This window comes from Sphingopyxis macrogoltabida, assembly GCF_001314325.1.
GTDB lineage: Bacteria > Pseudomonadota > Alphaproteobacteria > Sphingomonadales > Sphingomonadaceae > Sphingopyxis > Sphingopyxis macrogoltabida.
Genome location: NZ_CP009429.1, coordinates 1,141,380 through 1,154,197 on the forward strand (window position 1 = coordinate 1,141,380; position 12,818 = coordinate 1,154,197).

At 65.1% G+C, this 12,818-nt stretch carries 10 protein-coding genes and 1 tRNA gene; 4 read left to right on the forward strand and 7 right to left on the reverse strand.

Features of this window, described 5'->3' with window-relative positions; all coding sequences use genetic code 11:
- The first annotated feature begins 17 nt into the window (after positions 1 to 17).
- Positions 18 to 1,007, forward strand: coding sequence for an isopenicillin N synthase family dioxygenase (locus LH19_RS05550; protein WP_054725628.1), 990 nt, complete (start codon positions 18 to 20; stop codon positions 1,005 to 1,007).
- Between the two features lie 132 nt (positions 1,008 to 1,139).
- Positions 1,140 to 2,354, forward strand: a complete 1,215-nt coding sequence (locus LH19_RS05555) for an IS256-like element ISSpma2 family transposase (RefSeq protein ID WP_006954973.1) — start codon at positions 1,140 to 1,142, stop codon at positions 2,352 to 2,354.
- Between the two features lie 501 nt (positions 2,355 to 2,855).
- On the opposite strand, the gene LH19_RS05560 is transcribed toward LH19_RS05555, so the two are convergent.
- The 6 genes from LH19_RS05560 to LH19_RS05585 all read right to left on the reverse strand — a co-directional run bounded on the left by LH19_RS05560 (position 2,856) and on the right by LH19_RS05585 (position 8,553).
- A tRNA-Lys gene (locus tag LH19_RS05560) sits at positions 2,856 to 2,931 on the reverse strand.
- 113 nt (positions 2,932 to 3,044) lie between these two features.
- On the reverse strand, positions 3,045 to 4,151 hold the full coding sequence (gene rodA / locus LH19_RS05565) for a rod shape-determining protein RodA (protein WP_054733058.1): 1,107 nt from the start codon (positions 4,149 to 4,151) through the stop codon (positions 3,045 to 3,047).
- Complete coding sequence (mrdA, locus tag LH19_RS05570) at positions 4,148 to 6,067, reverse strand: penicillin-binding protein 2 (protein WP_054725631.1); 1,920 nt, start codon at positions 6,065 to 6,067, stop codon at positions 4,148 to 4,150. Before mrdA ends, rodA begins: the two co-directional genes overlap by 4 nt.
- A 10-nt stretch (positions 6,068 to 6,077) precedes the next feature.
- Positions 6,078 to 6,599, reverse strand: a complete 522-nt coding sequence (locus LH19_RS05575) for a hypothetical protein (RefSeq protein ID WP_054587383.1) — start codon at positions 6,597 to 6,599, stop codon at positions 6,078 to 6,080.
- Entirely contained in the window at positions 6,596 to 7,489 is an 894-nt protein-coding gene (gene mreC, locus LH19_RS05580) for a rod shape-determining protein MreC (RefSeq protein ID WP_054725635.1), read from the reverse strand. Before mreC ends, LH19_RS05575 begins: the two co-directional genes overlap by 4 nt.
- Before the next feature lie 17 nt (positions 7,490 to 7,506).
- Positions 7,507 to 8,553 carry a rod shape-determining protein gene (locus LH19_RS05585; RefSeq protein WP_054725639.1) on the reverse strand — a complete coding sequence of 349 codons (1,047 nt, stop codon included), beginning with the start codon at positions 8,551 to 8,553 and terminating at the stop codon, positions 7,507 to 7,509.
- Positions 8,554 to 8,748: 195 nt separating this feature from the next.
- Here LH19_RS05585 and mutL point away from each other — a divergent pair, with 195 nt between their 5' ends.
- Positions 8,749 to 10,578 carry a DNA mismatch repair endonuclease MutL gene (gene mutL / locus LH19_RS05590; protein ID WP_054725642.1) on the forward strand — a complete coding sequence of 610 codons (1,830 nt, stop codon included), beginning with the start codon at positions 8,749 to 8,751 and terminating at the stop codon, positions 10,576 to 10,578.
- Positions 10,579 to 10,705: 127 nt separating this feature from the next.
- Positions 10,706 to 11,218 carry a hypothetical protein gene (locus LH19_RS05595; protein WP_145923453.1) on the forward strand — a complete coding sequence of 171 codons (513 nt, stop codon included), beginning with the start codon at positions 10,706 to 10,708 and terminating at the stop codon, positions 11,216 to 11,218.
- 21 nt (positions 11,219 to 11,239) lie between these two features.
- Here the strand turns inward: LH19_RS05595 and LH19_RS05600 are convergent, their stop codons facing one another.
- A complete protein-coding gene (locus LH19_RS05600; RefSeq protein WP_054725649.1) occupies positions 11,240 to 12,808 on the reverse strand; it encodes an alkaline phosphatase D family protein in 1,569 nt (522 codons plus the stop codon).
- Positions 12,809 to 12,818 lie beyond the last annotated feature (10 nt).

Genomic DNA, 12,818 nt, shown 5'->3' on the forward strand with positions numbered 1-12,818 from the left:
ACAGCGGAGTTTATGCTATGAGCTTGGCATCGTATTTGCCGTCAAGCACCCCTCGAACTTCTGTTCCGGTGGTGGATATAGGTGGATTGCGTTCTCCCGACCCCGCGGCGTGGGGGCCGGTCGTGTCCGCGATCCGTGACGCCTGCCTCGACAAGGGCTTCTTTTACTGCGTCGGCCACGGTGTAGATCCAGTGACGATCGAGCGGCTGTTCAGCGTCAGCCGGGCCTTTTTCGCGCTGTCCGAAGCAGAAAAGCGCAAGGTTTCGCTAATGCGGTCCAAAGCGAACCGCGGATATGAAGCACTGGGCGCCCAGACGCTGGAGCCAGGCACACCGCCCGACCGAAAGGAAGGGTACTACATCGGGTTGGACGTCGCAGCGGACAGCGATCTGGCTGAGCGTTTCTTCAACACCGGACCGAATGTCTGGCCCGAGGCGATGCCTGAGTTTCGTTTGGCGATCTCGGACTATTTCGACCGGTTGTGCGCGCTGGCGAGCTTGATACTAGAGGGACTGGCGCTCTCGCTCGATCTCGAACGGCGCTTCTTCGAGGCCTTCGAGCAGCAGCCCATCGCGACGCTGCGGCTACTCCATTATCCGCCCCAGCCTGCCAACCCGTGTCCCGGCGAAAAGGGGTGCGGCGCCCACACCGATTTCGGGGGAATTACTATCTTATTGCAGGACGACATCGGCGGTCTACAGGTCTGGGATCGCGATGCCGAGCAATGGCTGGACGCGGCGCCGATGCCGGGGGCCTTCGTTATCAATCTCGGCGACATGATGAGCCGATGGACGAACGACCGCTATCACTCGACTGTCCACCGCGTCGTCAACACGTCCGGGCAGGAGCGCTATTCGGCCCCGTTCTTCTTTTCGGGGAATCCCGAACATCTGATAGAGTGCATCCCTTCTTGCCTGAGCGGAGACGAAGGCCCCAAGTATGCAGCGATCACGGTCGATGCGCATATGCGCGAACGCTATGCGTTAGCGTCCGCGCTCGTGGTGTAATTTCCGGTGTAGGCGATGGTGTATTCCGGGGTGGGGCATGCCCCACCCCGGAATGCGGCGTCGCTGGTGGCCACCGGGTTCATCGTTATGGTGGAGTTTGCACACTTCAACCGTGACGAAGAGGAGTTCCCGATGACCGAGGACAGATTACTGATCGAAGAGCTTGCTGCGAAGGGCGGCCAACCGGATTTTTTGCGCACCATCGCCGAGAACGTGCTGCAGCTGATCATGGAGGCCGACGTTGATGGCCTGATCGGCGCGGGTCGCCACGAACGCAGCAGCGAGCGCGCGACCTGGCGCAACGGCTATCGCGACCGTTCGCTGGATACCCGGGTAGGCACGCTGAACCTGAAAATCCCCAAGCTGCGTGCTGGGTCCTACTTTCCGGGCTTCCTTGAGCCCCGCAAGATGGTCGAGAAAGCGCTGGTTGCGGTGATCCAGGAAGCGTGGATCGGCGGGGTCAGCACCCGGCGGGTCGATGAACTCGTCCAGGCCATGGGCATGACCGGCATCTCCAAGTCCACCGTCTCCAAGCTTTGCAAGGACATTGACGAGCGCGTCCATGCCTTTCTGAAACGCCCGCTCACCGGCGAATGGCCGTATCTCTGGCTCGATGCCACCTATCTCAAGGTACGCGAAGGCGGGCGGATCATCAGCGTTGCCGCAATAATCGCCATGGCCGTCAACACCGAGGGCCGGCGCGAGATCGTCGGCCTGCATATCGGCCCCTCGGAAGCGGAGGTCTTCTGGTCCGACTTCCTGAAGGACCTTGTTCGGCGCGGTCTTACCGGCGTGAAGCTGGTCATCTCCGATGCTCACGAGGGCCTCAAGGGCGCGATCACCCGCGTCATGGGCGCCACCTGGCAGCGCTGCCGGGTGCACTTCATGCGCAATGCCCTGTCCTATGTGCCCAAGGGCCAGAACACTGTCGTCGCCGCCGCGATCCGCCAGGTCTTCCTGCAGCCCGATCAGAAAAGCGCAACGCAGGTCTGGCGACAGGTCGCCGACCAGTTGCGCACCCGTTGGCCCAAGCTCGGCGCCTGCATGGACGAGGCCGAAACCGACGTGCTCGCCTACACCGGCTTTCCCACCCAGCACCGCACGAAGTTACACTCAACCAATCCGCTCGAGCGGCTCAACAAGGAGGTCAAGCGCCGCGCCGACGTCGTCGGAATCTTCCCGAACGAAGACAGCATCATCCGCCTCGTCGGGGCTGTGCTGATGGAGCAGAACGACGAGTGGCAGCTCCAGCACCGATACATGCAGATCGAAGGCATGGCCGAACTCAACCAACCCATGATCGAGGAGGAAAATCAGCCCCTACACATCACCGCCAAAGCCGCCTGACGATGGCCCACGGCCACAGCCGAAATTACACCACCTTGACGGACGCGACCCGCTATGCCGCCACTTATGGATAGGTATGGCCAAGTGATTGCGAAGCAGGGTGCCGGATTTCTGCGAAGAGTGCCTGTCGCGCTGGCATCTATTGAAAAGACCGAGGTAGCGAAAATGAGGATACGAAATCACCTTGTCGCATCGCCCGCGCGTTCCGCCGCAAAGATCCCTTCTTGGGGGTATTGGAGGGGGTATTCTTAGCGCGTTTTTTTCCGTTATATGTCTGAAAAACAAGTACATATTGGAAGGCGTTGGTTCCCTCCTCCACTACCATCCGCACGCTTCCAAAGAAATCCATATACCATCGCGTTCGATAGACAACGGCGAGGCGTGCGCCGCATCAAGACGTGCGAAATTTTGCCTGCTACCTAGAAAGCTACCTAGCGCGCGAAGCCAACCAAAAGCCACCCTCTGAGAAGTGACTTAAACTCTTGATATACTGTGAGGAAATGGTGGACGCACTAGGGCTCGAACCTAGGACCCGCTGATTAAGAGTCAGCTGCTCTACCAACTGAGCTATGCGTCCACGTGCCGGTTTTCGGCTTGCTTGGCAGCGTCGAGAGAGCCTCTTTGCTGCTAAGCGAGCGGCCCGCTATCATGGCGTTGCGGGGATGGCAATGGGCTGATTGAAGTTTTTTGTCAGTGGAAGCGGCGGGTGCCGGTTTTGCTGTCGTTTTCGATCGCGAGAATGATGCCGACGCACGCCATGATCGTCAGCATCGACGAGCCGCCATAGGAGAAGAGGGGCAGGGGAATGCCGACCACCGGCGCCATGCCCATCACCATCGACAGGTTGATCGCGATGTAGAAGAAGATCGTCATCGTGAGTCCCGCCGCGACGAGCTGGCCAAAGCGCGTCCGTGCCCGGAGCGCCACGCGCGTCGACCAGCGGAGCAGCAGGAAGAAGGCGAACAGCAGCCCGATGCCGCCGATCAGACCCCATTCCTCGGCCATCGTCGCGAAGATGAAGTCGGTGTGGCCTTCGGGGAGATAATCGAGGTGGCTCTGCGATCCGTTGAGAAAGCCCTTGCCGCCGATGCCGCCCGAGCCGATCGCGATCTTCGACTGGCTGATATGATAGCCGGCGCCCAAGGGGTCGCTTTCGGGGTCGAGGAAGATCAGCACGCGCTTTTGCTGATAGTCGTGCAGCATCGAGAACAGCACTGGCAAGGCAGCAGCGCCGGCGATGGCGGCGCCGCCGAACCACCAGAAGGGCAGGCCGGCGACGAACATCACGATGATGCCGCTCGCGCAGATGGCGAGCGCGGTTCCAAGGTCGGGCTGGAGCATGACGAGCGCGGCGGGCAGCCCGATGACGATCAGCGCGGGCCAGAGCGCCGTCCAGTTCCGCGTTTCGCCGGGCGGGAGCTGCGCGTAGAAGCGCGCGAGCGCCAGCACGATCGCCACCTTCATCAGCTCGGACGGCTGCAGGTTCATGAAGCCGAGGTTGAGCCATCGCTGGCTGCCGCCGCCGACGAAGCCGAGCAGTTCGACCGCGACGAGCAATATCAGGACCCCGATATAGCCGAGATAGGCGAAATCCTCAAAAATACGCAGGGGAAAGCGGCCGATGATCAGCGCGACGCCGAGGAAAACGAGGAAGCGCACGCCTTGCTGCAACGCCCATGGCGAGAAGTTACCGCCCGCCGCCGAATAGAGCACGAGCAGCCCGAAGCCGGTGATCGCGGACAACAGCGCGATCAGCTTCCACGGGATGCGCTGGATCGCTGGCGGAACCGGGATCATGCCGGCGGCTCCGGATCGGGGCCGCGCGAGGCGCCCGCTTTCCATGCCGCGTAATCGCGGTCCATGCGTTCCTTGATCGTGCCGCCCCAGCCGGCCTCGAAGCCTTCGAGCGCTTCCATGGCCTTTTCGCGGTCGAACAGAAAGGTCATGAAATCCTTGGCGACCGGCGCCGCGGCGCGGCTGCCGCCCATGCCGTGCTCGATGACGACGGCCGTGGCGTAGCGCGGGTTGTCCACCGGCGCGAAGCCGATGAACAGGCCGTGGTCGCGGAACTTCCACGTCCCGCTCTTGCCGTTGCCGGTGCCGAGCCCGCGGACCTGCGCGGTACCCGTCTTGCCCGCCATGGTGATGCCGTCGAGCGGCAGGCGGCTGCGCACCGCGGTGCCGGCGCCGTTGACGACAAGATCCATGCCGTGGCGCGCGGTGGCGAGCGCTTCGGCCGAGAAGGGCAAGGGCTCATTCTTGAATTCGCGGTTGATCAGGCGCGGATACAGCCGGCGTCCCGATGCGATCCGTGCCGCCATCACGGCGAGCTGGAGCGGATTGACGCTGACATAGCCCTGACCGATCACCGCATTCAGCGAATCCGATGCCGACCAGGCCTGCTTGTATTTCTTCATCTTCCACGCGCTGTCGGGGATCGTGCCGTAACGCTGGTTGCTGCCCGCGAGCTGAAATTCCTCGCCGAGCCCCATCAGGCGCGCGGTCGGTGCGATCGCGTCATAGCCGAGCCGGTGGGCGAGCCAGTAGAAATAGCTGTTGCAGCTTTTCATGATCGCCGACGGCATGTCGAGGCTGCCGTGGACGCCGAGGCAGCGGAAGAAGCGGCTGCCGAGGCGATAACCGCCGATGCAGGTGTGGCGCTCGCTGGGGTCGACGCCATGTTCGATGGCGGCGATCGCCGCCATCGGCTTCAGCGTCGATCCCGGGGGATAAAGGCCGCGCGTCGCCTTGTTGATCAGCGGCTGATGGTCGTCGGCGCGCAGCCAGCTATATTCGCTATTGCTGATCCCGTCCGAAAAGCTGTTCGGGTCGAAGCTCGGCATCGAACAAAAGGCGAGGATGTCGCCGTTCTGGCAATCGATGACGATCGCGGCACCCGATTCGCGTCCCATGCGCCGTGCGACATATTCCTGCAGGTCGGCGTCGATCGTCAGGTGGACGGTCTTGCCCTGCGTGTCGGGCGTCGTATCCAGTTCGCGCACCACCTTGCCGCGCGCGGTGACCTCGACGCGCTTCGCACCGGGTTTGCCGCGCAGCATCGGCTGGAAATATTTCTCGAGCCCGTCCTTGCCCGTGCGGAAGCCCGGAGTGATGTAGAGCGGGTCCCTGACCTTCTCATATTCCTCGGCGGTCGGCGCGCCGACATAGCCGATCAGGTGCCCGACTGCGGCGCCGGTCGGATAGTTGCGCGCGAAGCCGCGCTGCGGCGCAATGCCGGGCAGCTCGGGCAGGCGGACGAGGATCGACGAATATTCGGCCTCGGTCATGTCTTCGGCGACCGCGACGGGCTGGAAACCCGATGCGGCCTTCAGATCGCGCTCGATCCGCTCCATTGCATCGCCGTCGAGCCGGAGCAGCGTCTTCAATTGGCCGAGTACCAGATCCTTGTTGTGAAGCCGGTCGGGGATAATGTCGACGCGCAGCGACACACGGTTGTTGGCCAGCGCCTTGCCATGCCGGTCGACGATCCAGCCCCGGCGCGGCGGCACGAGCGTCAGGTTGACGCGATTGCTTTCCGATTCAAGCACATAGCGGTCGTTGTCGATGACCGAAATATAGGCCATGCGCGCCGCGAGCGCGACGCCGACCGCCGCTTGCGCGCCGCCGACGACCAGCGCCCGCCGCGTGAAGGTAATACCTCGCCACGCCTCGGTGATCGGCGGGCTCTTGCGCTGGTTCTTGCGGCGAAACATCGTCGTGGGTTTATCTGCGTTTCAGGCGGAAATTGTCAAACTTGCCGGTGAGGCGAAGGAAGAGCGGGACGAGCAGTGCCGATATGACGATCTGGGGCACGACGAGCCCGAGGACATGGCCCGGCGCCGCGTGGGGATGCGCGATCAGCGCAGCGAGCGACTGGATGATCGCGATCAGCAATGCAGCGATCGCCCAGTCGTGGAAGAAACCGCGCCAATAGATGCGCTGCGACGAATAATGGATCGCGATGCTCGCGAGCGTCCACAGCCCGACCGCGGTGCCAATCGGTGCGCCGCTGAACAGATCGTCCCACAGGCCGAGCGGCAGCCCGACCCACACCGGCCACATTTCGGTGCGCAGGAGCTGCCAGCAGAGAAAGAAGAGCAGGCCGAGCGGTGGGAGTACCGGCGAATTGGCGATCAGCGGCAGCATCAACGGCAGCGCCGAGGCGACCATTACCGTCGCGACCGGCACGATCCGCATCCGCCACAGCGATGCCGGTTCGCCGAGGCGAGGGCCTTTCTGGTTCATGGCGCCGCGGCAGGCGGCGGTGCCGGTGCGGCCTGCGCCTCGATATTGTCGGGCGTGTAGGGGCGCAGCACCGCGACCGCATCGACCTTGCCGGGGTCGGCGAGCGGGCGCGCCAGCGCGCCGTCGTCCTGCCGGCGCACGACGATCGCGACGGGGATATTCGGCGGATAGAGGCCGCCGGTGCCCGAGGTGACGAGGATGTCGCCCGGCTTGAACGGGTTGTTGGCGATGTTGAGCGTCCGCACATCGAGGTCGCCGTTGCCGCGGCCGGTGGCGAGCGCGGGCAGGCCGTCGCTGGCGCGGCGGACGGGTACGACATTGTCGACGTCGGTGAGCAGCAGCACCTGCGAGACCGAAGGGCCTGCGCTGAGCACCCGGCCGATCAGCCCGTCGGCCCCGCGCACCGGCTGTCCAGCGGCGACGCCGAGGTTGCGGCCGATGCTGAGCAGCGCGAGGCGCTTGCTGCTCGTCGAGGTCGAAGTGAGCAGATAGCCGTGCGCGAGCGCCGCCTTGTCGGTCTGCTGCAATTGCAACAGGCCCTTGAGCTGGCGGTTCTCTTCCTGCAGCGAACTCGTCGCGACCAGCTTGCGGCGCGTTTCGGCGAGTTCCTTGCGCAGCCGCCGGTTCTGCGAGCCTGCCGCGACATAGGCGCCGACGCTGTCGTCGATCCCCGAAATCGAGCCCGTCACCGATCGCGTCACGCGCGCGATGGGCGCGGTGACTTCCTGGCTCGCCACGCGTAGCGCGGCGAAGCCGACGGGATCAACAACCGAAAGGATCGCGAGCAACAGTCCCGCCACCGCCCCGGTCACCGCGATGACATAGGCAGCGAACAGGCTGTACTGGGCCTTTCGGGATTGCCCCGGACGTCGATGTGCCGGGCGAGCCATGGTTCAGCTTTGTCCGATCAGGCTTGCTGGAGCACGCCGCGGAAGGCGGGATCTTCCATCGCGCGGCCGGTGCCGATCGCGACGCAGGTCAGCGGATCCTCGGCGACGGTGACGGGCAGGCCGGTCGCGTCGCGCAGCAATTCGTCGAGCTCGCTGATCAGCGCGCCGCCGCCGGTCAGGACGATGCCTTGGTCGACGATATCGGCCGCCAGTTCGGGCGCGGTGTTTTCGAGCGCGATGCGAACGCCCTCGACGATCGTGCCGATCGGTTCGGACAGCGCTTCGGCGATCTGCGCCTGGTTGATCGAGATTTCCTTGGGAACGCCGTTGACGAGATCGCGCCCCTTGATGTGAATCGTCATGCCGACGCCGTCGGCGGGGATGCGGGCGATGCCGAAATCCTTCTTGATCCGCTCGGCCGTCGCTTCGCCGATCAAAAGGTTGTGGTGGCGGCGGACGTAGGAGACGATCGCTTCGTCCATCTTGTCGCCGCCGGCGCGGACCGAAGTGGTGTAGGCGAGGCCGCGGAGCGAGAGCACCGCGACTTCGGTGGTGCCGCCGCCGATGTCGACGACCATCGAGCCGATCGGTTCGGTCACCGGCATGTCGGCGCCGATCGCGGCGGCCATCGGCTCCTCGATCAGCCACACTTCGCTGGCACCGGCGTTCGACGCGGCGTCGCGGATGGCGCGGCGTTCGACGCTGGTCGAGCCCGAGGGGACGCAGATCACGATTTCGGGGCTGCGGAACGCGTTCGGCTTGCCGCCGTGCACCTTGGTTATGAAGTGCTTGATCATCTGTTCGGCGACGTCGATGTCGGCGATGACGCCGTCGCGCAGCGGGCGGATCGCCTCGATGCTGTCGGGGGTCTTGCCCATCATCAGCTTCGCGTCGTCGCCGACCGCCTTCACCCGCTTGATCCCGTTCAGCGTCTCGACCGCGACGACCGAAGGTTCGTTCAGCACGATACCTTTGCCACGCACGTACACGACGGTGTTCGCGGTGCCGAGGTCGATCGCCATGTCTTGGGAGTTGAATTTAAGCCAGCGAGAAAAGAAGGACATCAATACTGCTTCCTGCCATCGAAGCCGCGCCCCGAACGGAGTGCGCCCCTGTCGTGATTTTTACCCGCGCGCCCGGCCGGCGACAGCAGCAATCAGGGGAAGATTCCGGCTCGTCCACAGGGGCTGGCTGGACAAAATGATCGGGGCTGTGCGGGTGGGTCGCGATTTGCGTCCGACTGCGCTACGAGAGCGTTTATGTCAATACGCCGCCTGCCGGAAAAGCTAGTAAATCGGATCGCAGCCGGTGAAGTGGTCGAAAGACCCGCCGCGGCGCTCAAGGAACTGGTTGAAAACGCCATCGACGCCGGCGCGACTCGCATTTCGGTGCGAATCGCCGAGGGCGGAATATTACGCCTTGAAGTCGAGGATGACGGGTGCGGCATGACCGCCGCCGACATGGCGCTGGCGCTCGAACGCCATGCGACGTCGAAGCTGCCCGACGATGCGATCGAGGATGTCACGACATTGGGCTTTCGCGGCGAGGCGTTGCCGTCGATCGCCAGCGTCGCGCGGCTGACGCTCGAAAGCCGCGTCGTCGGCGGCGACGGTTGGAAGCGCATCGTCGACAATGGCGCGGTGGTGGCCGAGGGGCCGGCCGCGCTGGGCAAGGGCACGCGCGTCCTCGTCGAGGACCTGTTCGCCCGCGTTCCGGCACGGCGCAAGTTCCTGCGCAGCGGACGGAGCGAATATGCGGCGTGCCTCGATGTCATCCGGCGGCTGGCGATGGCGCGGCCTGATGTGGGCTTCACCGTCGAGCACGACGGGCGCCGCGTGCTGGACGTGCAGAGCGGGCAGGACCGGCTGGCGCGCGTCGCGGCGCTGACCCAGCGCGAACTGGCGGCGAACAGCATCGGCGTCGATTTGGATCGCGGCGAGGTCCATCTCGGCGGGGTGATCAGCCTGCCGACCTACAATCGCGGCATCGCCGATCACCAATATCTGTTCGTCAACGGCCGGCCGGTGAAGGACCGGCTGCTCGTCGGGGCGCTGCGCGGCGCCTATGCCGACCTGCTCGCGCGCGACCGCCATCCCGTCGTCGCATTGTTCCTCGACGTGCCGACGAGCGAGGTCGACGTGAACGTCCACCCCGCCAAGACCGAAGTGCGCTTTCGCGATCCCCAGCTCATCCGCGGGATGATCGTCGGCGGGCTTCGCCGCGCGCTCGACGAGCATGGCTTTCGCAGTGTCCAGCGGCCCGCCGAAGCGGCGGCGGCAGTCTGGCAGCAGGAGCCGGTGGCGCCGGCCCCGACATTGTTCGCGGCGCACCTGCCGCATCCGCACGCGCCCGCGACGCATCTGTTCGGTGCCGACGGCGACACCGCGACCATGGCGTTGTTGCGCGACCGGGTCGTCGATTTTGCGCCGCCGCCGGGCGCGCTATCGCCAGAAGCCCTGCCAATGGGGCGCGCCGAAGCTGCAACCGCGCCGGCGCCGCAGGCCGCCGAGCATCCGCTCGGCATCGCGCGCGGCCAGATCGCGCGCACCTATATCGTCGCCGAGGCGGAGGACGGGCTCGTTATCGTCGACCAGCATGCGGCGCACGAACGGCTGGTGCTCGAGCAATTGCGCCGCGGAATGAGCGGACAGCGCGTGCCCTCGCAGGGGCTGCTGCTGCCCGAGGTCGTCGAACTCGACGAACCGGCGTGCGACCGGGTCGAGGCGGCGACGGCCGAACTCGCTGCGCTGGGCGTCGAGGTTGAACGCTTCGGCCCCGCGGCCGTCATGGTCCGCGCAACCCCGGCGATGCTCGGCGCGGTCGATTGCCAGAAGCTGGTCACCGACATTGCCGACGATCTCGCGGGCTATGACGCGGCGCTTGGCCTCAATGAAAAGCTCGAACTCGTCGCCGCCACGATGGCGTGCCACGGATCGGTGCGCGCCGGCCGCACGCTCAACGTCGCCGAGATGAATGCGCTGCTCCGCCAGATGGAAATCACCCCGCATTCGGGCCAGTGCAACCATGGCCGTCCGACTTGGGTAAAGCTGGCGATGGACGATGTGGAGAAGCTGTTCGGGCGCAAGTAAAGGCCCCGCGCATCGGCGCAACCACGGTATTGCGCGCCTTAACCTCGATCGTTAGTAAGCTCAGCGTCGCCGGGAGCGAGCGGACCCCCTCGCTCGTAACCTTCCCGACCAAAGGAGAAAAAAGTCGATGAAATCCCCTCTTGCGGCGCCGCTGTGCGCCTTGCTTCTGCTTGCCGGCTGTTCGGGCGAACCCCAGTCCGAAGCGAAGACTCCCCCCGCCAAGACCGAAACCGCCGAGAAGAAGCTGCCCGACACCGGCGGCGATACGCCGATCGAGCTGAAGGCGATCGGCAAGGGCGAGCTGCTCGCGCTCAAGGGTGAACTCGGTTGCAGCTTCACCGTCAAGGGACAGGATGGCGCGGCGCTGGTCGCCAAGGCCGACGTCGGCGCCGACGCCCTGACCGAAGGTGCGGTGAAGATCGGCGATCGCGTTCAGCGCGTTGCGGGCTCGGGCGGTTTCGGCGCGCTCGAAAAGGGCATGGAATTGTCCGGCCCCGGCCTGAAGCTGGCCATCGAGCGGACGTCGGAAACCTCGAAGAAGACCGGCAACGAGCAGACCGTCTACCCGGCCAAGCTGGTCGCCAGCCGCACCTACGGCGGCGAGCAGAGCTTCGACGGCGAGTGGGCCTGCGGCGCCTGACGCCGCCGGATCACGCCGGGGTCACGCCATCGTGATCCCGGCGAGGCCATTCTCGACCACTGCCGTCGCGCGCTTCGACAGCGTGTTGACCGGGGTCGTCACCTTGTCGACGACCATGAAGTGCGTCTGCCAGGCCGCGCGGCCGACCTCGCAGACCATATAGCCGCGCTGGTCGTTGGCGAATTTGAGTTCGGGGTTGAGCGCGAGCCATTCGTCGCTGCCCTTGCGCTTGTCGCTGCCGTCGCCGCCGCTCGAAATCGAGGTGCCGACGAATTCGCCGCCGACGACCCGGTCCCTGTGGATCAGGTCACCGCAGAAATTCTGATGCTCGTCGCCGGTCAGCACGACGACATTCTTTAGCCCGCCCATGCGCGCCAGCATCCGCTCGCGCGGCGCTTCGTAACCCGCCCAGCTATCGAGGTTCAGGATTTTCGCGGGTTCGGCCGGATCGCGGCGGCGGTCGAGCGACATCATCGTCACCTGCTGCGCCAGCGCATTCCACGTCGCGCCGCCCGCGCCGAGGTTGCGGTTCAGCCAGTCTTCCTGTGCCTTGCCGAGCACCGCGGCATTTTTGTCATAGACGCCGGGGCAGGCGGGTTTGAACCCGTCGTCGCACGGCTGGTCGCTGCGATATTGCCGCGTGTCGAGCAGTTGCATCGCCATCAGGTCGCCGTAACGAAGCTCGCGGTTCAGCGCGACCATGCCGCCGCGCGGCAACAGCGCGCGGCGCACCGGCATATGTTCGTACCACGCCTGCATCGCCGCCTGCTTCTTCAGCATGAAGACGTCGGGCGGCGGTGCGTCGGGATCGTTGGTGTCGAGGCCGAGCTTCCAGTTGTCGATGTCCGAAACCCAGTCGTTGCGGATTTCATGATCGTCGAAACTCGACAGGAAGGCATGGGTGCAGCGCGCCGCCTGCAGGTCCATGTCGCCGAGCTGCTGCGCATAGGCGAGCCGGTAGTCGCCGAGGTCGACGAGATTACGGAACGCATGCGTGCGCACCGGACGGCTCGGCAGGCCGTCGCTGAACAGATAGTCCTGGCTATATTCGTAGATGAAGTCGCCATAATGATAGACGAAGGCGAGATCTTCGCGCGCAAGGTGGCGATAGGCGCCGAAAAATCCGCTTTCGAAATGCTGGCAACCGCAGACGCCGAACTTCAGCGCCTCGACGGGTGCGCCGACACGCGGCAGGGTACGCGCACGGCCGCGCAGGCTGCGTTCGCCGCCGGCGGTGAAGCGGTAATAATAGGGCCTGTCGGGCTGCAGTCCGGCGACCTCGACATGGACGCTGTGACCGAGTTCGGGCCGCGCCAGTTCGGTGCCCTTCGCGACGATCTCGCGAAAGCCGCTATCGTTCGCAACCTCCCAGTCGACGGGCACCGGCGCGAGCGGCATGCCGCCGTGCGGCGCCATCGGTTCGGGCGCGAGGCGGGTCCAGATGACGAAACCGTCGCTCACCGGATCGCCCGCCGCGACGCCGAGGCTGAACGGGAACTCGCGGAACAGGCCGCCCTCGGCACGGAGGATCGCGGGAGCGGCAAGCCCCGCGAGCGTCGCAGAGGCAAGGAAGTGGCGGCGGCTGACCATGGCGGCTCCG

What these genes read in the sequence shown, in the direction of transcription:
- LH19_RS05550 (WP_054725628.1), top strand. Translation starts at nt 18, where the DNA reads ATGAGCTTGGCATCGTATTTGCCGTCAAGCACCCCTCGAACTTCTGTT.
- LH19_RS05555 (WP_006954973.1), top strand. Translation starts at nt 1,140, where the DNA reads ATGACCGAGGACAGATTACTGATCGAAGAGCTTGCTGCGAAGGGCGGC.
- rodA (WP_054733058.1), bottom strand. Translation starts at nt 4,151, where the DNA reads ATGATCCCGGTTCCGCCAGCGATCCAGCGCATCCCGTGGAAGCTGATC.
- mrdA (WP_054725631.1), bottom strand. Translation starts at nt 6,067, where the DNA reads ATGTTTCGCCGCAAGAACCAGCGCAAGAGCCCGCCGATCACCGAGGCG.
- LH19_RS05575 (WP_054587383.1), bottom strand. Translation starts at nt 6,599, where the DNA reads ATGAACCAGAAAGGCCCTCGCCTCGGCGAACCGGCATCGCTGTGGCGG.
- mreC (WP_054725635.1), bottom strand. Translation starts at nt 7,489, where the DNA reads ATGGCTCGCCCGGCACATCGACGTCCGGGGCAATCCCGAAAGGCCCAG.
- LH19_RS05585 (WP_054725639.1), bottom strand. Translation starts at nt 8,553, where the DNA reads ATGTCCTTCTTTTCTCGCTGGCTTAAATTCAACTCCCAAGACATGGCG.
- mutL (WP_054725642.1), top strand. Translation starts at nt 8,749, where the DNA reads ATGTCAATACGCCGCCTGCCGGAAAAGCTAGTAAATCGGATCGCAGCC.
- LH19_RS05595 (WP_145923453.1), top strand. Translation starts at nt 10,706, where the DNA reads ATGAAATCCCCTCTTGCGGCGCCGCTGTGCGCCTTGCTTCTGCTTGCC.
- LH19_RS05600 (WP_054725649.1), bottom strand. Translation starts at nt 12,808, where the DNA reads ATGGTCAGCCGCCGCCACTTCCTTGCCTCTGCGACGCTCGCGGGGCTT.